This window comes from Bradyrhizobium sp. MI1.4 (assembly GCF_055811315.1).
Genome location: NZ_JBVVPP010000044.1, coordinates 31,917 through 53,054, shown reverse-complemented (window position 1 = coordinate 53,054; position 21,138 = coordinate 31,917). Strand labels below are relative to the sequence as shown.

Sequence of the window (21,138 nt, the reverse complement as noted above, 5' to 3'; positions counted from 1 at the left end):
GCTCGCGACAACCGCGCGCCATATGCCTAGTCGGTCAAATATTCCGGATAGTGGCTTCGGATCGTGTCGAGCTCGCTCAACGTGCCCGACAGGTGCTTGCGCAGATGCTGTTGCGCAGCATCGGCGTCGCCGGCCTCGATCGCGCGCGTGATCAGCTTGTGGTGGCGGACGATGTTCTGGGCCTTGCCGGGTGAGGGCAGATGCATCCGGCGCAGCCGGTCGATATGTCCGCTACGGCTGCGCACCAGCGTCCAGAGTTCCTGCTTGCCGGCCGCGGCATAAAGCTGCGCGTGAAAATCATTGTCGCCAGCGATGAAGCTCTCGAAGTCTCCGGCCTTGGCGAATTGCTGCTGGAGCGCGATCGTGTGGTCGAGGCGTATGACCAGGGCTTCGCCGTGCTGCTGCGCGAGCAGCCGGACGATTTCGAGCTCCAGCGCCTGGCGCAGGAAATGGGCCTGCTCGGCCCGACCGACGTCGACGCGGCTGACTACGGTGGCGTGCTGCGGAAACACGTCGACCAGCCCTTCTTCCTCGAGCCGCATCAAGGCGTCGCGGATCGGCGTCGAGCTGACGCCGAATTGTGCGGCGAGATCCGTGCGCGACAGCGGCGAGCCCGGCGGCAATTCGAGCGCGAGAATGGCATTGCGCAGCCGCTCGAATACTTGCGGTGCGGCCTGCCGGGCCCGGTCGAGCCGCGCGCCGGGGCGGGGGGCTACGCGGGGCGCGGGTTCGGCTGGTTCCATGCGAAGCGCTCCGGCCAGCTTGCCTTTGATACACTAATGCATTAGTGCATTAGCAAGATCGCTCGTCAATGGCGGCCGGAGGAAACGAACAACAATGATCAAGCAATTTCAGTGTGGCCTCACGGCCGTCGCCCTGATCGCCGCAGCGGCGCTGACGGCTTCGCCAGCAAAGGCGCAGCAGAAGTCCGAGATCTCGCTGTCTCGCCAGCCCGGCATTTTCTACATGCCGAGCCACATCATGGAAAAGCAGAAGCTGATCGAGAAGCACGCCGCTCAGCTCGGGGTGGCCGGCGTCACCACCAAATGGGTCACCTTCTCCGGCGGCGGTGCGCAGACCGATGCGCTGCTCGCGGGCGGGGTCGACATCCTCAACACCGGCACCGGCAATCTGCTGCTGCTGTGGGACCGCACCCGCGGCGGCGTCAAGGGCATCGTCGCGACCTCGGCGCAGCCGATGACGCTGATCAGTCGCGACGCCAACATCAAGTCGATCAAGGATTTCGGCCCCAACGACAAGATCGCCGTGCCGACCGTAAAAGTCTCGACCCAGGCCATCGTGCTCCAGATCGCCGCCGCCGAAGCCTTTGGTCCCGACCAATGGTCGAAGCTGGACGTCAACACGGTGCAGCTCGGTCATCCCGACGCCTATGCGGCGCTGTCCAACGCCAAGCACGAGGTGCACACCCATTTCTCGATTCCGCCGTTCACCTTCCTCGAGCTGAAGAACGTGCCGGGCGCGCATGTCGTGCTGTCGTCGCCTGACGTGATGGGCGGCCCGCTCAGCCAGGCGCAGTTCTTCACCACCACGAAGTTCGCTGATGCCAACCCGAAAATCATCCAGGCCGTGCGCGATGCGACCAAGGAAGCTCAGGATCTGATCCGCAGCGACACCAGACAGGCGGTCGAGATCTACAAGGAGATCACCGGCGACAAGACCTCGGTGGAAGAGCTGCTCGATCTCCTCCAGGAGCCCGGCATGATGGAGTGGAATCTCGAACCGCAGGGCACGATGAAATTCGCCGCCCATCTGTTCAAGACCGGCACGCTGAAGACTCAGCCCAAGGCCTGGACTGATTATTATCTGCCCGTCGCCCACGATCTGAAGGGCAACTGATGGCGCTGCTCGACGTCAGCTCCGTGACGCTGCGCTACAAGACCTCCAGCGCCGTCGTCACGGCGACCGAACGGGTCAGCTTCACAGTCGACAGGTCCGACCGCTTCGTGCTGCTCGGGCCGTCCGGCTGCGGCAAGTCGACCCTGCTCAAGGCCGTCGGCGGCTACATGGCGCCGAGCGAAGGCCGCATGACCATCAACGACCGCGAGATTCGCGGTCCCGGCGCCGATCGCATGATGATCTTCCAAGAGTTCGACCAGCTGCTGCCTTGGAAAAGCGTGCTGGCCAACGTGATGTTTCCGCTGCTGACCGCGCGAAAATTGTCGCGCAAGGATGCCGATGCGCGGGCGCGGGCCTATATCGAGAAAGTGGGCCTCACCCGCGTGGTCGACGCTTATCCGCACACGCTCTCCGGCGGCATGAAGCAGCGCGTCGCGATCGCGCGCGGCATGGCAATGGAGCCCGACATCCTACTGATGGACGAGCCGTTCGCCGCGCTCGACGCGCTGACGCGGCGAACCTGCCAGGACGAGCTGCTCCAGCTCTGGAGCGAGACCAAATTCACCGTGCTGTTCGTGACCCACTCGATCGCGGAAGCGATCCGCATCGGCAACCGCATCCTGCTGTTGTCGCCGCATCCCGGCCGCGTCAAGGCCGAGGTGGTCGACGTCGACAAGGTCTCCAATGACGATGGCAGTGCCGGCCGGCTGGAGAAGGAGATTCACGATCTCCTGTTCGCCTCCGAAGCAACGGCGCATTGAGGGAGCCTCTCATGGGCGAAGCGAGAATAATGCTGCGTGACGCGCCGGTCGTCGGCAGCGCAGCCGAGGTCGAGCGCAAGCTGAGCGTGCCCGAGCTGTTGTGGAACGACGGCTTGGTCCGCAAGACCGTCATCATCCTGTTCCTCGCGGCGGTCTGGGAGGCCTACGGCCTCGCCCTCGACAATCCCCTGCTGTTTCCGACGCTGCACGACACGATCCTCACGCTCTACGATCGCGTCAAGGACGGCACGATTCCCATGCGGGCCTGGGCTTCGCTAAAAGTGCTGTTCATGGGCTATTCAGCCGGCATCGCGCTCGCCGCGATCTTCACCGTGCTCGCGATCTCCACCCGCATCGGCACCGATTTCCTTGAGACGGTCACGGCGATGTTCAATCCGCTGCCGGCGATCGCGCTGTTGCCGCTCGCTTTGATCTGGTTCGGTCTCGGCAACGGCAGTCTGGTGTTTGTGCTGATCCATTCGGTGCTGTGGCCGGTCGCGCTCAACACCCATTCGGGCTTCAAGAGCGTGTCCAACACGCTGCGCATGGTCGGCCGCAATTACGGCCTTCGGGGATTGCCGTACGTGGCGAAAATCCTCATCCCCGCCGCGTTCGGCTCGATCCTGACCGGCCTCAAGATCGGCTGGGCCTTTGCCTGGCGCACGCTGATCGCGGCCGAGCTGGTGTTCGGCGTGTCGTCGGGGCAGGGCGGGCTCGGCTGGTTCATCTTCGAAAACCGCAACCTGCTCGACATACCTGCGGTCTTCGCCGGCCTCTTGACGGTGATCATCATCGGGCTTTTTGTCGAAAACCTGATCTTCCGCGCCATCGAGCGGAACACCGTGCAGAAATGGGGCACCCAATCATGACCAAGAAGAAACTAACGCCCGACCAGCTCCGCAGCGCGCGCTGGTTCGCACCCGACGATCTCCGCTCGTTCGGCCATCGCTCCCGCACCATGCAGATGGGCTACGCGCCGGAGGAGTGGAAGGACCGCCCGATCATCGCGATCCTCAACACCTGGTCGGACGCGCAGCCCTGCCACATGCACTTCAAGTCGCGCGTTGACGACGTCAAGCGCGGCATCCTGATGGCCGGCGGCCTGCCGCTGGAGCTGCCGGCACTGTCGCTGTCGGAATCGCTGCTCAAGCCGACCACCATGCTCTATCGCAATCTGCTGGCGATGGACGCCGAGGAGCTGTTGCGCAGCCATCCCGTCGACGGCGTGGTGCTGATGGGCGGCTGCGACAAGACCACGCCGGCGCTGCTGCTGGGTGCGACCTCGATGAACATCCCGGCGATCTATCTGCCGGCAGGTCCGATGCTGCGCGGCAATTGGAAGGGCAAGACGCTCGGCTCGGGCTCGGACGGCTGGAAATACTGGGACGAGCGGCGCGCCGGAAAAATCTCCGACAAGGACTGGCTCGACATCGAGGCCGGCATTGCGCGCAGCTACGGCACCTGCATGACCATGGGCACGGCTTCCACCATGACCGCGATTGCAGAGGCGATCGGCATGACGCTGCCGGGCGCGTCCTCGATTCCCGCCGCTGATGCCAACCATATCCGCATGGCCTCGGAATGCGGGCGCCGTATCGTCGAGATGGTCTGGGAAGATCTGACGCCGAAGACGATCCAGACCCGCAAGGCGTTTGAGAACGCGATCGCGGTGGCGATGGCCATGGGCTGTTCGACCAATGCGATCATCCATCTGATCGCGCAGGCCCGCCGCGCCGGTCTCGACATCGGCCTCGACGATTTCGAGATTGCGAGCCGCAAGGTGCCCGTGATCGCCAATGTGCGGCCGAGCGGCGATGCCTATCTGATGGAGGACTTCTTCTATGCCGGCGGCCTGCCGGCGCTGATGGGGCAGATCAAGCCGCATCTGCATCTCGACTGCATCACCGTCACCGGCCTGACGCTGGGCGAGAATATCGCGCATGCCGAGGTCCACAATGACGATGTGATCCGCTCGATCGACAATCCCATCTACAAGGAAGGCGCCCTCGCGGTGCTCAAGGGCAATCTCGCGCCCGACGGCTGCGTCATCAAGCCGTCGGCCTGCGCGCCGCGCTTCCTCAAGCACACCGGGCCGGCGCTGGTGTTCGACGACTATCCTTCGATGAAGAAGGCGGTCGACGATCCCGATCTCGAGGTCACCGAAGACCACATTCTCATTTTGCGCAATGCGGGGCCGCAGGGCGGGCCGGGCATGCCGGAATGGGGCATGCTGCCGATCCCGACCAAGCTTGTGAAGCAGGGCGTCCGCGACATGGTGCGGATCTCCGATGCGCGCATGAGCGGCACCAGCTACGGCGCCTGCATTTTGCATGTCGCTCCCGAATCCTATGTCGGCGGACCGCTCGCGCTGGTGCGGAACGGCGACCGCATCACGCTCGACGTCGGCGCCCGCACCATCAATCTCGACGTGTCGGAAGCCGAGCTCGACAAGCGCCGCGCCGCCTGGAAGCAGCCCGAGCGCCGCTTCGAGCGCGGCTATGGCTGGATGTTCACCAAGCACATCAAGCAGGCCAATGACGGCTGCGACTTCGACTTCCTCGAGACCGATTTCGGCGCGCCGATCGGCGAGCCCTCGATTTACTAGAGAGCGTGACATGACCAAACTTGCCGAGGCCACCCGCAACAAGCTCAAATCCGTCTCCACCGCCACCGTCGCAACCGCGTTGTTCAAGCGGGGCCTGCGCATCCAGATGATCCAGGATGTGCACCCGCTCAGTGCCGACCAGCCGACCATGGTCGGTGAAGCCTTCACGCTGCGCTATATGCCGGCGCGCGAGGATCTCAACACCATCGAGGTCTTCAAGGACCGCTCCCATCCGCAGCGCAAGGCAGTCGAGGATTGCCCGGCGGGCAGCGTGCTGGTGATGGACAGCCGCAAGGACGCGCGCGCCGCGTCCGCCGGTGCGATCCTGGTCACGCGCTTGATGAAGCGCGGTGTCGCCGGGGTCGTCACCGATGGCGGTTTTCGCGACTCGGCCGAGATCGCCAAGCTCGGTATCCCCGCCTACCACCACCGCCCAAGCGCGCCGACCAATCTGACGCTGCATCACGCCATCGAGATCAACGTGCCGATCGGCTGCGGGGATGCGCCCGTGTTTCCCGGCGACGTCATTCTCGGCGACAGCGACGGCGTGATCGTGATCCCTGCGCATCTCGCTGAGGAGATCGCCAACGAGACCTTCGAGATGACCGCGTTCGAGGACTTCGTCACCGAAGAAGTCAACAAGGGCCGCGGCATTTTCGGTCTCTATCCCGCGACGGACCCGCAGACGCTGACCGACTTCGCCGCATGGCGGAAGGCGAACGGAAGGTAAAGGCCGCGCGCCGACACCAAGCATATCAAGAAACAGGCCGGCCGCAGCAAGCGCCGGCCTTAAATCACCCAGGGAGGACTCCATGAATTTCACGCGACGCAACCTCTTGGCCGGCGCTGGCGCTGCGGCCACTTCCGCGCTCCTCGCCCGCGCCGCCGGTGCCCAGTCGTTTCCGTTCGCGCCGAACCAGCGCTACCCCGATCCCGCCGTTCAAATCCTCGATCCCAGTTTTGGAAAGTACCGGCTTTATTCCTCGACGCTCGAGCAGGTCGCGACCGGCATGCGTTGGGCCGAAGGCCCCGCCTATTTTCCCGAAGGCGGCTATCTGCTGTTCTCGGACATTCCCAACAACCGGATCATGAAGTTCGACGAGAAGACCGGGCAGACCAGCGTGTTCCGCGCCAATGCCAACTACGCCAACGGCAATGCGCGCGACCGCCAGGGCCGCCTCGTCAGCTGCGAGCACTCGGTGACCCGCCGCATCACCCGCACCGAGAAGGACGGCAAGATCACCGTGCTGGCCGAGAAGTTCGAGGGCAAGCGGCTGAACGCGCCGAACGACATCGTGGTGAAGTCCGACGACAGCATCTGGTTCACCGACCCGCTGTTCGGCATCAACGGCGAGTGGGAGGGCAAGAAGGAAAAGGCCGAGCAAGCCACCACCAACGTCTACCGCATCGCTAAGGACGGCAAGCTCAGCGCTATGCTGACCGACCTCGTCAATCCGAACGGCCTCGCCTTTTCGCCTGACGAGAAGAAGCTCTACGTGGTCGAGTGGAAAGGTACGCCCAACCGCAGCATCTGGAGCTATAATGTCGGTGACGACGGTTCGCTCAGCGGCAAGACCAAGCTGATCGACGCGGCTGACCAGGCCTCGCTCGACGGTTTTCGCGTCGACCGCGACGGCAATCTCTGGTGCGGCTGGGGCTCCAACGGTGCGCTGCAATCCGAGCCGACCGACATCGCCGGCCGCAAGGTTTATCAGCTCAAGGCCAAGTCGGAGGATCTCGACGGCGTGATGGTGTTCAACGCAGAGGGCAAGCCGCTCGCCTTCATCAAGCTGCCCGAACGCTGCGCCAATCTCTGCTTCGGCGGGCCGAAGAACAATCGCCTGTATATGGCAAGCAGCCACTCGGTGTATGCGCTGTATGTGGAGGCGCATGGGGCCGTGTGAGGCTTCGCCTCTCTCGAGGCCGTAGCCCGGATGGAGCGCAGCGCAATCCGGGGCTGTGATGTCGTCTGCACTAATCCCGGATTTCGCTGCGCTCCATCCGGGCTACGAAGTCACGCCTCCGCCATCCCCGCCGCCCACAGCGCGAACGCATAGACGATCGCGACTTCATCGAGCCGGTTGAAGCGTCCCGATGCGCCGCCGTGGCCGGCGCCCATGTTGGTGCGGAGCAGGACCGGGCCGCCGCCGCTCATGGTCGCGCGCAGGCGCGCGATCCATTTGGCGGGCTCCCAATAGGTGACACGCGGATCGGTCAACCCGCCCATCGCCAGGATCGCCGGATAGTCTTTCGCCGCGACATTGTCGTAGGGCGAATAGGACAGGATGGTGCGGAAATCCTTCTCGCTCTCGATCGGGTTGCCCCATTCCGGCCATTCCGGCGGCGTCAGCGGCAGCGTGTCGTCGAGCATCGTGTTGAGCACGTCGACGAACGGCACTTCGGCGACGACGCCGGCGAACAATTCGCCGGCGCGGTTCGCCACCGCGCCCATCAGCATGCCGCCGGCCGAACCGCCGTGGCCGACAATGCGCTTTGCACTGGTGTACTTCGCATCGATCAGCGCGCGTGCGCTGGCGGCAAAATCGTCGAACGAATTGGTCTTCTTCTCGCGCTTGCCGTCGAGGTACCAGCCCCAGCCCTTGTCGGCGCCGCCGCGGATATGGGCGATGGCATAGACGAAGCCACGGTCGACCAGCGACAGGCGGTTGGCGCTGAACGAAGCCGGCATCGCCATGCCGTAGGAGCCGTAGCCGTAGAGCAGCAGCGGCGCCGCGCCGTCGAGCGTGAGTCCGCGGCGATGGAGGATCGAGACCGGCACCTCGGCGCCGTCATGCGCTTTCGCCATGATGCGGGTGGTGACGTAGTCGCTCGCATTGTGGCCGGACGGGATCTCCTGCCGCTTGCGAAGGGTGCGCGTGCGCTTGACCATGTCGTAATCGTAGACTTCCGACGGCGTCGTCATCGACGAATAGGCGAAGCGCAAATTGGTCGTCTCGAATTCGTAGGAGCCCATCGTATCCAGCGAATAGGCCGCTTCGTCGAACGCGATCGCGTGCTCCTCGTTCGAGGCGAGGTCGCGGATCACGATGGACGGCAGCGCGTTGGCGCGCTCCAGCCGCACCATGTGGCCGGCATAGAGATCGAGGTCGATGATGTAGATGCCCGGGCGATACGGGATCAGATCGCGCCAGTTCTTGCGCTCGGGTGAGGCGAGCGGCGCGGTGACGATCTTGAAGTCGATGGCATCGTCGGCGTTGGTCAGGATGAAGAGTTCGTCGCCACGGTCGGCCAGCGAATATTGCACGCCTTCCTTGCGTGCCGCGACCAGGCGCGGCGGTGCGTCGGGGTGGGCGAGGTCGATCAGCCGCTGCTCGGACGTCTCGTGGTCGCCGCCCGCGATCACGCAGAAGCGGCCACTGGTGCTCTCTTGCAGATGGGTGAACCAGCCGGAATCCTGCTCCTCGTAGACCAGCGTGTCGTCGGCTTGCCCAGTGCCGAGCTTATGCCGCCACACCTGCATCGGGCGGTGGTTGTCGTCGAGCTTCACGTAGAAGAACGACGTCGCATCCTTGCTCCAGACCACGCCGCCGTCGGTCTCCTCGACGACGTCGTCGAGGTCCTTGCCGGTCGCCCAGTCGCGCACGCGGATGGAGAAATACTCCGAGCCCTTGGTGTCGGCGCTCCAGGCCTGCAGCCTGTGGTCGTTCGAGTGCCGGCTGCCGCCGAACTTGAAGTATTCATGGTCCTTGGCGAGCGCATCGCCGTCGAGCACGATGTGGCCCTCGCCGCCGTCGCGCGGCATACGGCCGAACAGCTCGTGCTGACCGCCCTCGCGGAATTTGCGGAAATAGGCGAAAGGACCATCCGGCGACGGCACGCTGGAATCGTCCTCCTTGATCCGCCCCCGCATCTCGCGCACCAGCGTTTTCTGGAGCGCCGCGGTATGGCCGAGCAGGCTCTCGGTGTAGCCATTTTCTGCGTCGAGATATTTGCGGATGTCGGGATCGAGCACCGCGGGGTCGCGCAGCACCTCCTGCCATTTCTCGTCCTTCAACCAGGCATATTCATCCGTCACGGTGATCCCGTGTCGCGTGAAGGAATGCGGCCGGCGCGGCGCGAGGGGGGGCAGGGAAGGTGTTTTGGCTTGTGTCACTCGATCCTCATTCAGATGCGTGCTTCACCTTATATCGTCCCGCTTCCGTGAATTGCCAGCGTCGCTGCGGGCGTCGTCGCCGGGTTGTTGACGGGCCGCTTGTATGCTTTAGGGGCCGGGTCTTTAGTCCTGCCGCCGGTCCAGCCTGATGTTGTTCAATTCCTACCCGTTCATCCTGCTGTTCCTGCCGGCCGCGCTGGCTGGCTATTTCTGGCTCGGGCGGCGCAGCAATCTGGCCCCGGTGATCTGGCTGGCGGCGGCCTCGCTCACCTTCTATGCCATTGGCAACTGGCAGTTCGTGGCCCTGTTGCTGCTATCGATCGCCTTCAACTACGGCATAGGCCACCTCCTCATCGTGGCCAAGCTTACTTCGTCGCAACGAAAGGTGGCACTGGCCCTCGGCGTCGCCGGCGATCTTCTCGTACTTGGCATCTTCAAATATGCCGGTTTCGTCACCGAGAACGTCAACGCGCTGGCCGGCACGCACTTTGCGGTCCACATCCTGCTGCCGGTCGGCATCTCCTTCTACACGTTCACCCAGATCGCGTTCCTGGTTGACGCCTGGCGCGGGCAGGTCGCGGCCTACGCGCTGCCACACTATGCGCTGTTCGTGACCTACTTTCCGCATCTGATCGCGGGGCCAATCCTTCACCACAAGGACATGATCCCGCAATTCGAGCGGGAGGAAACCAAGCATCCGCATGCGCATCTGATCCTGTGCGGCCTCATCATCTTCGCAATCGGCCTGTTCAAGAAGACCTGCCTTGCCGACGGCATCCAGCCGCTGGTCGCGCTCGCCTTCGATGCGCGCGCGCCGAGTTTTGATCAGGCCTGGCTCGGTGCACTCGCCTACACGTTCCAGCTCTATTTCGACTTTTCCGGCTATTCCGACATGGCGATCGGGATATCGCTGATGTTCGGCATCTTCCTGCCGGTCAATTTCAACTCGCCCTACAAGGCCACCAGCATCGTCGAGTTCTGGCGCCGCTGGCACATGACGCTGTCGCACTTCCTGCGCGACTATCTCTACATCCCGCTAGGGGGCAACAGGCGCGGGCGCGTGCTGCGCTACATCAACTTGCTGCTCACGATGCTGCTCGGCGGGCTCTGGCATGGCGCGGCCTGGACTTTTGTCATTTGGGGCGCCCTGCATGGCGCCTATCTCTGTATCAATCACGCTTTCAACGCGCTGGTGCCGAATGTTCCGAAGTGGCTCGCGCACCCGACGCGTGTCGCCGGAGCCGTGCTGACATTCCTCGCCGTCGTTGTCGCCTGGGTCTTCTTCCGTGCCGAACGGGTCGATTGGGCAATGCGGATTGTGAATGCGATGGCCGATCCCTTCAACATCGTGTTCGGCCGCGAGGAGATTGCGGCGTCGGTGATGGTCACGATCTATGCCGCGCTGGTGTGGCTGGCGCCGAACACGCAAGGACTCATGGGGTACGACCACGCCAATCGCAGGGTCGGCGACGGCCTGATGTCCGGACGGATGCGACCGCTGGTCCTCTATGGTGCGTCGCTGGTGCTTGCGTTCGGGATTTTGGGTATCCAGAGCCACAGCGAATTCATCTATTTCCGGTTCTGATGCGCGGCGCGTTCACATATCCAGGGCGTCTTCTCCTTGCGAGCATCGCGTGCGTGCTGGGCGCGGCTGCGCTCACCTATGTCATCGATCCCCTGCAACTGTTTCGGCCCTCGCGTCTCGTCGCGCCGTTCTATTCCGATGACACGCGCGTGCAGAATGCCGGACTGATCCGCAGCCAGTCGTTCGATACCGCCTTCATGGGTACCTCGCTCGCGATCCATTTCCGCCAGAGCGACATCGACCATGCCCTCGGCGTGCACTCGCTCAAGTTGGCGATGACCGGCTCCAATTCGCGTCAGCAGGGCTTTGTGCTCGAGCAGGCCATCGACCGCGGCGCGAAGCGCGTGATCTGGGCGATGGACGATTTTATCTTTGTCGATGCTGCCGACATCGAGACCGATCCTTATCTCGCTGCCGATCTCTATCGCGGGACGGCAAAGGGGATCGCGTCCTATCTGTTCAGTGCGGCGATGGCGAAGGAATCCCTGTTCGCATTGCTGCGGTCGGTTCCGCCGCTGCGGGAGCCGCTGACCCGGGCGGCGCCTTTTCTGCCCGTCAAGTTTGCGCTTGAAGACGTCGACGACATTTATGCGTTGCCGCGCGATATCGACGTCGCGCGCGCCTATAATGCGAAAAGGACGCTCGCGGCTTTCGCCTATATCACCGATCCCGTGCGCAGCCGTTTTCTCGGCGAAGGCTATCGTTACGACGCGATGGTCCGGCATTTCGAGCGTGACGCCGTCGGCCTGATCGCGCGCCATCCGGACGTGACCTTCGACATCTACTTCCCGCCCTATTCGATCCTGCAATTCGTCGCGATGCGGGATGCTTCGCCTGCGACGCTGAAGATCGTCACCGACCTCACCGCCGTCATGGCGCAGCGCCTGACGCAGCTTCCCAATGTGCGCCTGTACGATTTCAGGGCGATCAAGAACGTGACGCACGATTTCGACAATTACGGGGACGTCATCCACCATTCGCCGGTCGTCGATGCGAAGGTGCTGTCGTGGTTGGCGCGTGGGGAATATCGGGTCGATCCGAAAGCGCCGCTTGCGTCATTGGAGGAGCTGAAGGCCCAGGTCGCGGCGTATCGGTTCCCGCCGCTGCCGTAGCCCGCATGAGCGAAGCGACATGCGGGGACTCGCGCAAGAATCCCGGGTGTCGCTTCGCTCACCCGGGCTACAAGATTGCTCCCACAAGAGAAGGAAAAAGGCGTCTACACCGCCACCTCTTCGCCGAGATACGCGACCGCCGCTTCGAGCCCGCCTTTGCCGTGCGGGATCTTCAGCGCGTTCAGCCCGACCTCGATCACCCCCAACGTGCCGAGCAGCATCGGGGCGTTGACGTGGCCCATATGGGCGATGCGGAAGGCTTGTCCCGAGAGATCGCCGATGCCGGTGCCGAGCACGACGCCGCACTTCTCCTTGCAATAGCGTTGCAGGATTGCCGGATCGTGGCCGTTGCTCATGGTCACCGTGGTCACGGTGTTGGAGCGTTCGCTGGCTTCGGCGACGTTGAAGCCGAGCACCTGGCCTTCCGACCACGCGCCGACCGCGCGGCGTGCGGCCTCGCCGAGCAGGCTGTGACGTCGGAAGGCGTTCTCCAGTCCTTCCTCGTGCAGCAGGTCAATGGCCTGGCGCAGCGCGAACAGCAGATGCACCGGCGCGGTGCCGGCATATTTGCGATAGTGCTCGCTGCCCTCGCGCTCGCTCCAGCTCCAATAGGGCGTGCTCATGTTGGCGGTCTTCTGCACCTCGCGCGCGCGCGCGTTGGCCGCGACGAAGCCGAGGCCAGGCGGCGTCATCAGGCCCTTTTGCGAGCCCGACATCGCGACGTCGATGCCCCATTTGTCCATCTCGAACGGCATGCAGCCGAGCGAGGCCACAGTGTCGACCATGTACAGCGCCGGATGGCCGCTGGCCTTGATCGCCTTGCCGATCGCCTCGATGTCGTTCTGCACGCCTGAGGCGGTGTCGACCTGGACGACGACGACGGCCTTGATGGTGTGCTCCTTGTCGCGGCGCAGGCGCTCCTCGACCTCGTGCGGCCGCACCGCGCGTCGCCAGTCGCCCTTGAGCACCTCGACCTCGGCACCCATCAGCGCCGCGGCATGGCCCCAGCCGATCGCGAACCGTCCGCTTTCGAGCACCAGCACCTTGTCGCCGCGCGACAGCACGTTGCTCAATGCTGCTTCCCAGGCGCCGTGACCGTTGGCGATGTAGATGTAGGACTTGCCCTTGGTGGCAAACAGTTTCGAGATGTCACTGAGCAGGCTCTCGGTCAGATCGGTCATCTGTTTGGAGTAGATGTCGATCGCCGGACGATGCATCGCCCGCAGCACCTCGTCGGGCATATTTGTGGGCCCGGGGATGGCCAGAAATTCCCGGCCCGCGCGAACGGTCATTGCTGTTGGTCCTTGTTGCCTGAGAATAGGATGGTGGGTCGCTGATTCACACTTTTACGCGGCGCCGCGGTGCAAGAAAAGGCCGGAAAACGCAGGTCTGACGTGGGTTATCTCTTAGTCTCGCGGCAGCCCGCATCCTCGGCTTCCTCCACCGAGCAGAACCAGCGCGTGCCCTTGCTGATCTTCATCTTGATCTGCGCATACCAGCGGCTGGTCGGCCGGTGATAGATGCACTCGCCGGCGCTGTTGACGTTGCCCTTGATGGTGCAGTCCGGCGAGGGCGCGACCGGGCCCGAAGCCGAAGCGAGCAGGATCGCATGTGCGCCATCGGGCGGCTTGGTGGCGCCGAGGATGGTGGTCTTCTTGTTGCGCTCGCGCCAGTCCCAGGGCGCGATGAAGGCGCCTTGCCACATGCCGGCTTTTGCCTCCCGCGCGGCGGCATCATCGGCTTCGTAGTCGCGCGAGACGCGGGTGTAGGCCAGCGCCCAGCCTGCGCGCACCAGCCATTTCTGGATATCCTCGCCGCCGACGTCGCAGCGCGCCACGGTGCGGCCGCGCCGGTCGATCGACCGCGCATGGCAGACCCAGGTCTTGCCGTCGGCGTATTTGGCGAGCTCGTCGCGGGCCGCTATGCCGCAGGTCCAGCGCTCGCCCTTGTTGTTGAGGCAGAGCTGGTCGACCGCGGGGGCGTCGATGCCGCCGAGCCTGATCCGAGTGTTGCCGATCACCACCGCGTCGCCGGCGCGGACCTTCGCTGTGCCGGTGATGTCGGCGGCCCGCGCCGGCGATGGCAAGCCGGACAAGGAGAAGCCAAGCAATGACAGCGCAATCAGGGGTTTTCGCAACATGCCGGCCCGCGTGTGATGAAAACTGCGATAGACCTCGCAATTGTGGTCGGCTTTTGTCCGCTCGGCCAGCATATGCCTGGCAATTGGGCTTTCAACTTCCTGTCATCGGGCGAAGTTTAGTAGGGTGGGTTAGCCGAAGGCGTAACCCACCTCTTTCGTCTCCACGGCGGCAGAAGTGGTGGGTTACGCTTCGCTAACCCACCCTGCGCGACCTCATCCCCGCGCCATCGCCCGCTTGGCCACCGCCAGCGCCATCAGCACGAACGCCGACGTGACCTCCGGACCGCCCACCAGGATCCGCGTCGGCGTCTTCATCTTGTTCCACTCATAGGCGCGGAACGGGCCGCGGCGGCCGCCTTCGCCGACGCTCGCGACGATCACGTTCAGCGCCGGCGCAAAGGCGCGCGGGTCGGCGCCGAGATGGCCGAGCGCGATCAGGGCGAGCGCTGCGTCGAACACGTTCATTTCGGCGGCCATCAACTCGCCCTTGACGTAGGAGAGCACGCGGTGGCGGATGAAATCGAAATCGCCGTTGGGATCGATGATCGCCTGCGCCGCCAGCGGCAGCGCCAGGAAGGCAGCATAGCAGCGACCGAAATAGGCGCTGTAAAGCTCAGGCAAATAGTAGATATGCGAGCGCGGATTGGCGAAGGCGCCGCTCGCCGCCAGCCGCTTCTGGAAGCCGAGGATGCGATGCACGGTGGCGAGCCGCGCCGGCGTCTCCAATACTTTCCAGCGCGCGAGGTTGCGAAAGCTGACCTCGAGAATGTCGAGATTGAGCGTCGGATCGAGATCATTGCCATAGGGCCGCTCGCCCTTGAGATTGTCGATCCAGGTCGCAACCCCGCCCTCGTAATCGATATTGTCGTTGATCGGCACGGTCACGCGCGGCTCGTTGACGCCGGCGCGCACCTGATAGCCGGCATAGAAATCCAGCAGCGGCTGGTCGAGGATCGGATCGGTGCAGCCGGCCTGCGTCGCCGCGGAGATCGAGCACGCCGTGGTGTCGCAATCCGGCACGTAGACGCCGAAGCCGAGGTCCTGCTTGATCTGGGCGAAGTAGCGTGAGAAGCGCGGATGCGGTGCCGGCGCGAGCGCGGTGATGACGTTGAACCGCGCCCCGTCGATGCCCTCGACCTCTTCGCGGCTGATGTTGACGCAGAAATCGACCATATCGGCAACCGCGCGCTCCGCCGCCATCTTGTCGGAGAGCGAGGCGAGACCGGTCTCAACGTAGCTCAACAGCGCCTCGATGAAGAACGCGTCGTAATAGGCCGAGCGGTGGCGGATCTGCACCGGCTCCCACATCGGTTCGGCAACCCCTCGCCAGGGCGGATTGACGACTGCGCGCGCCGGAGATCGCGCGATGAAGACACGGGCGAGGTTGAACAGCAGCGAGGAGTTCTTGTAGCCGCGCGCGTTGAGACCCGTGAGCGCCATGGTCAGCTCTCGGCCGCGGAAATCGGGATCGCCGATCAGGTTGAACGCGGCGTAGGTCGGCAGAAAGCCATTTTTGCGGTACGAGCCCAGCAGATGCTGCGCGCAGTCGCGGATCACGCCGTCGATCTGCGATTGTTGCGGCATGGCGCCGGTGAACATGGCCGGCGGCGGCTTGGGATGATCCAGCGCGATGCTGTCGACGAGATCGGCGACGGGCTGGCCGACCGCCGCCCAATTGGGCTCGGCCTCGTCGCGGGCGCGCACTAGGGCCTGGCGCAGCCGGGCCAGTTTGCCTTCGTCGCGCAGCTCGGGCAGCCCGGCCCGGCGGAGCAGCACCCGCAATGCGGGATTGCCGAGCGCGGTCTTGTAGAACTTAGGCAGATGCGGATCGCCGCTGGCCGCAACAGACAGTACGGGATCGCAGACGTCGTAAAGCGAGGGGCCGTCCTTCCGCGCCGTCAGCGCCCGGCAGGCGGCGCCGGCAAAATATTGAAAGCTCATGAAATAACCTGGTCGCGGGAATTGGCCGGGGGGCCGGCCGGCGCGCTCCCAGCCGCGCGCCACCCCCTGCAAGTCGTTGAAAAGCTACCCGGATTCGCAGGAAATACAAATGTGATGAGGGTCACAGAAAAAGCCGGCACGAAGCCTGCATAATCAGGCTCCGGAAGGCTACGGGGACGCAAAAAAATCACACATTGGGCAGTAAAAATTAGCTCATGTTTCCAGAGACTTAGCTCAAATTTTCGGCGATCTATTGCGGGGGAGGCGATATCCGGTTAAGGCTTTGTTTGGTGCGGCGCCGCAAATTGCGCGCAATTCGGGGGCACACCCCCGGCCAATCCCTCAAACCCAAAGACGCTATCGCGCTACTCAAACAGTGTGCGCGTGTTTGGCTGGTCTTTGGCACTGACAGGAATGACGCGAGATGAATGTAACGCAGCTCGACATTTCCCGACGCACGATCGCGGTGGCCGCAGCCCTCATCGGCACGGTCTCGCTCGTGATCGGCGCCCATGCTGCCCTCAATATGCGGGCGCTCGATGCCGCCAAGGCCGTCTCGACCGACCAGGTCACCGGCTCGATCGGCCAAGCCTCGCGTCTCGCCCTCGTCATCGGCAATGGACATTACCCCGACGCCAGCGCGCCGCTGACGCAGTCGATCAATGACGCCCGCGCGCTGTCCTCGTCGCTGCGCAAGAACGGTTTTGACGTCGACATGGTGGAAGACGCGACCAAGGACGACATGGTCCGCGCCGTCAATCGCCTGAAGTCCCGGATCAAGCCCGACACCGTCGTCATGCTGTTCTTCGGCGGCTACGGAGTGCAGGCCGGCCGCGAGAGCTACATGCTGCCGGTCGATGCCGTGATCTGGAAGGAAAGCGACGTCCGCCGTCACGGCGTCTCCATCGAGGGCGTGCTCGACATGATGAAGGAGCAGGGCGCCAAGGCCAAGCTCGTCGTGGTCGACGCCTCCCGCCGCAATCCCTATGAGCGCCGCTTCCGCTCCTACAGCCACGGCCTCGCGCCGATCAGCGCGACGGACAATGCGCTGATCCTCTCCTCGGCTTCGCCGGGCAAGGTCGTCGACGACGGCAAGGGCGAGCACAGCGTGCTGGTCAGCGAGTTCCTCAACAACCTCAATACGCAGGGCAGCGCCGAGAGCGTCTTCAACAAGACCCGCCTTGCCATCTCCCGCGCCAGCGAAGGCGACCAGGTCCCGACCGTCTCCTCCTCGCTGCTCGAGGACGTCCATTTCGGCGAAGCCGGCGGCTAGTTTTTCTTAGGTTCTGCGAAGTCTCGTGCCCCGGACGCGGCGCATCATGCAATGATGCGACGCAGAGCCGGGGCCTAGTTTTTAAGCTTATCGCTTGGACGAGAGATGGGTCCGGCTCTGCGCGGCAGCGTCACACGCTGCAGCGCGTCCGGGACACGAGCAATCCTACTTCGCCGCTTCCGTGGCCATCACCGTGCGCACCGGATCTCCTTCGCGCAGCAGCGCGCCGGCGCGGGCGACGACGATATCGCCCTCGTTGAGGCCGTCGCGAATCTCGATATTGCCGCCCGACATCAGTCCGACCTCGACGCGCTTGGTCTCGACGCGGTTGCGGCGGATCACCTGCACGACGGTGCCCGCGGAGGAATACTGCACCGAGGTCAGCGGCACCGCGACGTTGCAGCTCTGGCCCGACTTGATCAGTGCGCGCCCGCTCGCATTCAGCAACAGCCGCTTCTGCGAGGAGATGCCGATATAGACCATGCCCTGCTGGATGTTCGGCTCGACCGTCGGGCCGATGCGGCGCACCTTGCCGTCGATATCGCCGGCGCCGGCGATGCGCACGGTCGCCACCTGGTTGACCGCGAGCTTGCGCATATCGCTGGTCGCGACGAGGGCGACGAGATCGTACTCGCTGCGCGCCACGATCGTGAACAGCGCCTCGCCCTTGGCGGAGGCGAGGTTGCCGATCTGCGCGGTCGACGTCGCGATCACGCCTGCCACGGGGGCGGTGACCTGAAGCGTGCCGCCCTCGGGCAGTGCCAGCCGCGCCAGCACCTGGCCTGCGGTGGTGGTGTCGCCGGCTTCCGCCAGCACCTCTGTCACCTTCAGGCCGGGCCGCTCCGGCCGCACCGAGCTTGCCTCGCGCGCGATGATGGTGCCGGTGCCCTCGACGATGTCGGAGAAACAGGATTTTGCGACCTTCAGCACCGTGACCGCCGGCCCCTTGGGCGCGTCGTCATCGGCGGCGGCAGCGGGCTGGGCCGACAGCAACAGCAGTCCGGCGAGCGCAACGAGATGTCTGGAAACAGAACGCGCAGGCAATGATCGCATGGGTCATTCCGGTTGGGGCCTTGACGGCCTCATCGTTAGCAGAAGCGATCGCTGCGAGCCAAGGGCACGTCAGGGCCGGCCGGATCAGAATGCCGCAGCAGCACGGGCGGCGCGATGCCGCCCGTTGAATTAGTCGCCGCACAAGCAAAGAGGTTCGTCGGCCGCCCAACAAACGCGTCATGCCCGGGCTTGTCCGGGCATCCACGTTCTTTGTGCCGCGTAGCTAGGCGTGGATGGCCGGGACAAGCCCGGCCATGACGACGAGGAGGTACCAGCGCCCGCTCACGGCAGGCTCAAAAACTCCACCCAGTTCGGCTTCTTGCCGGTGGCGTAGGATTTCAGCTTGGTCAGCACCCCGCTGCTCTGGTCGATGGCATAGACCGTCATGCTGTCGGAGAGCTCGCCCACGGCGGCAAGGTAGCGCCCGCCGGGATCGATATGGAAGCCGCGTGGCTGCTTCTCGGTCGGCACGCTGCCGATGGTGGTCAGCTTGCCGGTGGTTGCATCGACCTTGTAGGCGGTGAGCGTGCTGGTGGTGCGCTCGGAGGCGTAGAGGAAACGGCCGTCGGGGGTGATTTGGATGTCGGCTGCCCAGGGCTTTCCGGTAAATCCTTCGGGCAGCGCGCTGGTGCGCTGGATCTCGTCCCATGCGCCGCCCTTGGCCTCATAGGCGAACGCCGCGACGTCGCCGTTTAGCTCGTGCAGGAGATAGACGAACTTGCCGTTGGGGTGGAACACGAAATGCCGGGGTCCCGATTTCTCCGGCACCTTGTGGGCCGGCGGATCGCTCGGCGTGAGCGTGCCGGTCGTGGCATCGAACGTGAAGGCCAGGATCTGGTCGGAGCCGAGATTGGTCGCGAACGCGAAGCGGTTGTCGGGCGAGGGCAGGAAGGCGTGCGCGTTCAGCCCGGTCGGGATCACCTGCTTCGGTTCGCCTGCGACGCCGTTGGCGAGCAGCGGATTCAGCGCGACCTTGTTGCCGCCATAGGAGGCGCTGAACAGGAATTTGCCGCCGCGGTCGATGGCGATGTAGGCCATGCTGTCGGCGAGCGGGCCGTTGCCGATATGGCTGAGCTGGCCGGTCTTCGGATCGATCGCAAAGCTCACCGCGAGAAACGGCTGCGAGCGGACACCGGCGATCAGCACGCGATGGTCGGGCGTGATCGCGAGCGGCGTCGAGGAGCCGGGCTTTTCGACGCCGGTGAAGCCGGCCGTCTGCACGGGCGTCATCTCGCCGCTCTCGGCCATCTTGAACACGCTGATGTCGTTACTGTCGGCATTGCCGACATAGGCGAACGTCTCGGCCATGCCGGCGCGGACTCCAGAAATGAGAGTGAGGAAAGCAAGCGTGGTGGCGATCGCGGCGCGGGGTACGCCGGATCTGATGCGTCGGGTCGATCTCAACATGGGGTCCTCCTGGATGCCGGTGCGGCATTTGTCGTTTTGCCGGCGAGGATAGCGGCAGCCGCCCCGCCGCGCCAAACTCCAATGGGGATCGATCGATGCCGAAATGGTATCGGTGGAGGTCTACCGTATGGCCGCTGTGCGCGAGGGCAGATGGAGCCCGGGCCGGGTGTGGGGCGGCCCGAGCACGGTCCACACGGTGACCGCGAGCAGCGCGCAGGTCAGGATCGTCCAGGCGACGAGTCGTTTCCGCATCAGGCCGAATCCGTCAGTCATATGAAGAGAATGCTCCCGGGGAGCGGGCCTGGCGATCGTGCACTGCAAATCGCGGCGATCCTATGAACTCGTTCACAGGCGAACCGAACCAATGCCGCGCGAGCGCATTGAACCGGCATGCCCCGTGAAAACGATCTCGAAGGTAAGCCCGACATGGGCGGCAAGCATGGCGGTCAGGCCGGCCAGCCCAAGTCGCCGCCGCGCCCGCGTCAGGGCGAGCGCGATGAGGACGTCGTGGCAAAGCGCCACACCGGCCAAACCGATCCCAACTCCGCGCCGACCAAACCAAAATAGCATCTCGCCCGCGCTGCACTCGCACCGGGAACGGCAGCCTCGTCTTGCCGTTACCCTGATCCCGCGGCGGAGCAGATCGAAACGGAGGCTGGCACGTGTTTTGGATTTATTGGGACACCGCCTGGTCGCTCATCATCAGCGGCATCATGTTCGCCACCATCGTCGCCCATCCCGACTCCGAGTTCGTCGAGATCCACGCGGCCAAGCAGGTCAAGTGAGCCCGCGCCGGCCGGTTTGACGGCGCATCATCGCATGCTGCGCCGAGACGGGACGAAGGTTGAGACCTCAAATCATGCTGCCGGGCATGAAGCAGCGGATCATGGCGCGGCCGTTGACGTAATACGGCCAGACCATGGTGCGGCCGACGCGGTTTGGCTCGGTGATCACGGCGTCGTCGGGCACCTCGATCCAGTCGCCCAGGAGTCTCACGCGATAATGTCCGTTGCTGGTGTCCCAGTCGACATCGTCCAGCGCCGTGCCATCGGCATCGGCACAGCAGGGACCGCCGCCCTTGCTGCGCAGGCTCTCGAACCAGCCCTTGAGGGGCGAGTTCGCGTAGCGACCGTCGTCGCGGGCCTGCACGGATGGGCCGATCATGGCGGCAACCGCCACGAGAGTGATCATCCTGAATGCCGCGATCGCCATGTCGCCTCGCTCGATCTCGCGCGCGCACGAACGCAGACGAGGAGCCGCCTGCGCTGCACGCGACGCAATGCTGGCTGG

Annotated in this window: 20 protein-coding genes; 11 read left to right on the top strand and 9 right to left on the bottom strand. The window is 64.4% G+C overall.

Annotated features, from left to right (window positions below; translation table 11 throughout):
- Positions 1-26 precede the first annotated feature (26 nt).
- Positions 27-743 carry a GntR family transcriptional regulator gene (locus tag AC0L23_RS30975; RefSeq protein ID WP_018456630.1) on the bottom strand — a complete coding sequence of 239 codons (717 nt, stop codon included), beginning with the start codon at positions 741-743 and terminating at the stop codon, positions 27-29.
- A 94-nt stretch (positions 744-837) separates the two neighbouring features.
- On the opposite strand from AC0L23_RS30975, the gene AC0L23_RS30970 reads away from it, so the two are divergent.
- From AC0L23_RS30970 to AC0L23_RS30945, 6 genes are all read left to right on the top strand, one after another.
- Positions 838-1,857 carry an ABC transporter substrate-binding protein gene (locus AC0L23_RS30970; RefSeq protein ID WP_018456629.1) on the top strand — a complete coding sequence of 340 codons (1,020 nt, stop codon included), beginning with the start codon at positions 838-840 and terminating at the stop codon, positions 1,855-1,857.
- Complete coding sequence (locus tag AC0L23_RS30965; RefSeq protein WP_018456628.1) at positions 1,857-2,618, top strand: ABC transporter ATP-binding protein; 762 nt, start codon at positions 1,857-1,859, stop codon at positions 2,616-2,618. Before AC0L23_RS30970 ends, AC0L23_RS30965 begins: the two co-directional genes overlap by 1 nt.
- An 11-nt stretch (positions 2,619-2,629) precedes the next feature.
- Positions 2,630-3,487, top strand: a complete 858-nt coding sequence (locus AC0L23_RS30960; RefSeq protein WP_085358477.1) for an ABC transporter permease — start codon at positions 2,630-2,632, stop codon at positions 3,485-3,487.
- Positions 3,484-5,223, top strand: coding sequence for an L-arabinonate dehydratase (araD, locus tag AC0L23_RS30955; protein ID WP_085358479.1), 1,740 nt, complete (start codon positions 3,484-3,486; stop codon positions 5,221-5,223). Before AC0L23_RS30960 ends, araD begins: the two co-directional genes overlap by 4 nt.
- A 10-nt stretch (positions 5,224-5,233) precedes the next feature.
- A complete protein-coding gene (locus AC0L23_RS30950) occupies positions 5,234-5,953 on the top strand; it encodes a ribonuclease activity regulator RraA (protein ID WP_085348862.1) in 720 nt (239 codons plus the stop codon).
- An 82-nt stretch (positions 5,954-6,035) separates the two neighbouring features.
- Positions 6,036-7,127, top strand: a complete 1,092-nt coding sequence (locus tag AC0L23_RS30945) for an SMP-30/gluconolactonase/LRE family protein (protein WP_085358481.1) — start codon at positions 6,036-6,038, stop codon at positions 7,125-7,127.
- 110 nt (positions 7,128-7,237) lie between these two features.
- On the opposite strand, the gene AC0L23_RS30940 is transcribed toward AC0L23_RS30945, so the two are convergent.
- Positions 7,238-9,337 (bottom strand): S9 family peptidase, encoded by a 2,100-nt coding sequence (locus AC0L23_RS30940; RefSeq protein ID WP_085348864.1) that lies wholly within the window; start codon positions 9,335-9,337, stop codon positions 7,238-7,240.
- 148 nt (positions 9,338-9,485) lie between these two features.
- Between AC0L23_RS30940 and AC0L23_RS30935 the strand changes: the two genes are divergently transcribed.
- On the top strand, positions 9,486-10,922 hold the full coding sequence (locus tag AC0L23_RS30935; protein ID WP_085348865.1) for an MBOAT family O-acyltransferase: 1,437 nt from the start codon (positions 9,486-9,488) through the stop codon (positions 10,920-10,922).
- Positions 10,922-12,034, top strand: a complete 1,113-nt coding sequence (locus AC0L23_RS30930) for a hypothetical protein (protein WP_085348866.1) — start codon at positions 10,922-10,924, stop codon at positions 12,032-12,034. The genes AC0L23_RS30935 and AC0L23_RS30930 overlap by 1 nt, the downstream gene beginning before the upstream one ends.
- A gap of 104 nt (positions 12,035-12,138) precedes the next feature.
- Here AC0L23_RS30930 and AC0L23_RS30925 read toward each other — a convergent pair whose 3' ends face one another.
- The 3 genes from AC0L23_RS30925 to AC0L23_RS30915 form a co-directional block, all read right to left on the bottom strand.
- Positions 12,139-13,326 carry a pyridoxal-phosphate-dependent aminotransferase family protein gene (locus tag AC0L23_RS30925; protein ID WP_085348867.1) on the bottom strand — a complete coding sequence of 396 codons (1,188 nt, stop codon included), beginning with the start codon at positions 13,324-13,326 and terminating at the stop codon, positions 12,139-12,141.
- Positions 13,327-13,433: 107 nt separating this feature from the next.
- Complete coding sequence (locus tag AC0L23_RS30920; RefSeq protein WP_026233211.1) at positions 13,434-14,174, bottom strand: thermonuclease family protein; 741 nt, start codon at positions 14,172-14,174, stop codon at positions 13,434-13,436.
- 213 nt (positions 14,175-14,387) lie between these two features.
- Complete coding sequence (locus AC0L23_RS30915; RefSeq protein WP_473357721.1) at positions 14,388-16,115, bottom strand: hypothetical protein; 1,728 nt, start codon at positions 16,113-16,115, stop codon at positions 14,388-14,390.
- A gap of 424 nt (positions 16,116-16,539) precedes the next feature.
- Between AC0L23_RS30915 and AC0L23_RS30910 the strand changes: the two genes are divergently transcribed.
- Complete coding sequence (locus AC0L23_RS30910; protein ID WP_018456617.1) at positions 16,540-17,388, top strand: caspase family protein; 849 nt, start codon at positions 16,540-16,542, stop codon at positions 17,386-17,388.
- Between the two features lie 165 nt (positions 17,389-17,553).
- Here AC0L23_RS30910 and AC0L23_RS30905 read toward each other — a convergent pair whose 3' ends face one another.
- The 3 genes from AC0L23_RS30905 to AC0L23_RS30895 all read right to left on the bottom strand — a co-directional run bounded on the left by AC0L23_RS30905 (position 17,554) and on the right by AC0L23_RS30895 (position 20,121).
- Entirely contained in the window at positions 17,554-18,441 is an 888-nt protein-coding gene (locus AC0L23_RS30905) for an efflux RND transporter periplasmic adaptor subunit (RefSeq protein ID WP_026233210.1), read from the bottom strand.
- Between the two features lie 282 nt (positions 18,442-18,723).
- Positions 18,724-19,848, bottom strand: a complete 1,125-nt coding sequence (locus AC0L23_RS30900; RefSeq protein ID WP_026233209.1) for a lactonase family protein — start codon at positions 19,846-19,848, stop codon at positions 18,724-18,726.
- A gap of 120 nt (positions 19,849-19,968) precedes the next feature.
- Positions 19,969-20,121: a hypothetical protein gene (locus AC0L23_RS30895; RefSeq protein WP_018456614.1), complete on the bottom strand. Its 153-nt coding sequence runs from the start codon at positions 20,119-20,121 to the stop codon at positions 19,969-19,971.
- Positions 20,122-20,238: 117 nt separating this feature from the next.
- Here AC0L23_RS30895 and AC0L23_RS30890 point away from each other — a divergent pair, with 117 nt between their 5' ends.
- The gene (locus AC0L23_RS30890; protein ID WP_157642977.1) at positions 20,239-20,415 is read left to right on the top strand and encodes a hypothetical protein; all 177 of its coding nucleotides are present in this window, start codon (positions 20,239-20,241) and stop codon (positions 20,413-20,415) included.
- Between the two features lie 95 nt (positions 20,416-20,510).
- Positions 20,511-20,633 carry a hypothetical protein gene (locus AC0L23_RS30885; protein WP_018456612.1) on the top strand — a complete coding sequence of 41 codons (123 nt, stop codon included), beginning with the start codon at positions 20,511-20,513 and terminating at the stop codon, positions 20,631-20,633.
- Positions 20,634-20,700: 67 nt separating this feature from the next.
- On the opposite strand, the gene AC0L23_RS30880 is transcribed toward AC0L23_RS30885, so the two are convergent.
- Positions 20,701-21,060 (bottom strand): hypothetical protein, encoded by a 360-nt coding sequence (locus tag AC0L23_RS30880; RefSeq protein WP_018456611.1) that lies wholly within the window; start codon positions 21,058-21,060, stop codon positions 20,701-20,703.
- Positions 21,061-21,138: the final 78 nt, after the last annotated feature.

What these genes read in the sequence shown, in the direction of transcription:
- AC0L23_RS30965 (WP_018456628.1), top strand. Translation starts at nt 1,857, where the DNA reads ATGGCGCTGCTCGACGTCAGCTCCGTGACGCTGCGCTACAAGACCTCC.
- AC0L23_RS30880 (WP_018456611.1), bottom strand. Translation starts at nt 21,060, where the DNA reads ATGGCGATCGCGGCATTCAGGATGATCACTCTCGTGGCGGTTGCCGCC.
- AC0L23_RS30945 (WP_085358481.1), top strand. Translation starts at nt 6,036, where the DNA reads ATGAATTTCACGCGACGCAACCTCTTGGCCGGCGCTGGCGCTGCGGCC.
- AC0L23_RS30895 (WP_018456614.1), bottom strand. Translation starts at nt 20,121, where the DNA reads ATGACTGACGGATTCGGCCTGATGCGGAAACGACTCGTCGCCTGGACG.
- AC0L23_RS30925 (WP_085348867.1), bottom strand. Translation starts at nt 13,326, where the DNA reads ATGACCGTTCGCGCGGGCCGGGAATTTCTGGCCATCCCCGGGCCCACA.
- AC0L23_RS30960 (WP_085358477.1), top strand. Translation starts at nt 2,630, where the DNA reads ATGGGCGAAGCGAGAATAATGCTGCGTGACGCGCCGGTCGTCGGCAGC.
- AC0L23_RS30905 (WP_026233210.1), bottom strand. Translation starts at nt 18,441, where the DNA reads ATGCGATCATTGCCTGCGCGTTCTGTTTCCAGACATCTCGTTGCGCTC.
- AC0L23_RS30930 (WP_085348866.1), top strand. Translation starts at nt 10,922, where the DNA reads ATGCGCGGCGCGTTCACATATCCAGGGCGTCTTCTCCTTGCGAGCATC.
- AC0L23_RS30910 (WP_018456617.1), top strand. Translation starts at nt 16,540, where the DNA reads ATGAATGTAACGCAGCTCGACATTTCCCGACGCACGATCGCGGTGGCC.
- araD (WP_085358479.1), top strand. Translation starts at nt 3,484, where the DNA reads ATGACCAAGAAGAAACTAACGCCCGACCAGCTCCGCAGCGCGCGCTGG.
- AC0L23_RS30975 (WP_018456630.1), bottom strand. Translation starts at nt 743, where the DNA reads ATGGAACCAGCCGAACCCGCGCCCCGCGTAGCCCCCCGCCCCGGCGCG.
- AC0L23_RS30950 (WP_085348862.1), top strand. Translation starts at nt 5,234, where the DNA reads ATGACCAAACTTGCCGAGGCCACCCGCAACAAGCTCAAATCCGTCTCC.
- AC0L23_RS30915 (WP_473357721.1), bottom strand. Translation starts at nt 16,115, where the DNA reads ATGAGCTTTCAATATTTTGCCGGCGCCGCCTGCCGGGCGCTGACGGCG.
- AC0L23_RS30920 (WP_026233211.1), bottom strand. Translation starts at nt 14,174, where the DNA reads ATGTTGCGAAAACCCCTGATTGCGCTGTCATTGCTTGGCTTCTCCTTG.
- AC0L23_RS30890 (WP_157642977.1), top strand. Translation starts at nt 20,239, where the DNA reads ATGCCCCGTGAAAACGATCTCGAAGGTAAGCCCGACATGGGCGGCAAG.
- AC0L23_RS30970 (WP_018456629.1), top strand. Translation starts at nt 838, where the DNA reads ATGATCAAGCAATTTCAGTGTGGCCTCACGGCCGTCGCCCTGATCGCC.
- AC0L23_RS30935 (WP_085348865.1), top strand. Translation starts at nt 9,486, where the DNA reads ATGTTGTTCAATTCCTACCCGTTCATCCTGCTGTTCCTGCCGGCCGCG.
- AC0L23_RS30900 (WP_026233209.1), bottom strand. Translation starts at nt 19,848, where the DNA reads ATGTTGAGATCGACCCGACGCATCAGATCCGGCGTACCCCGCGCCGCG.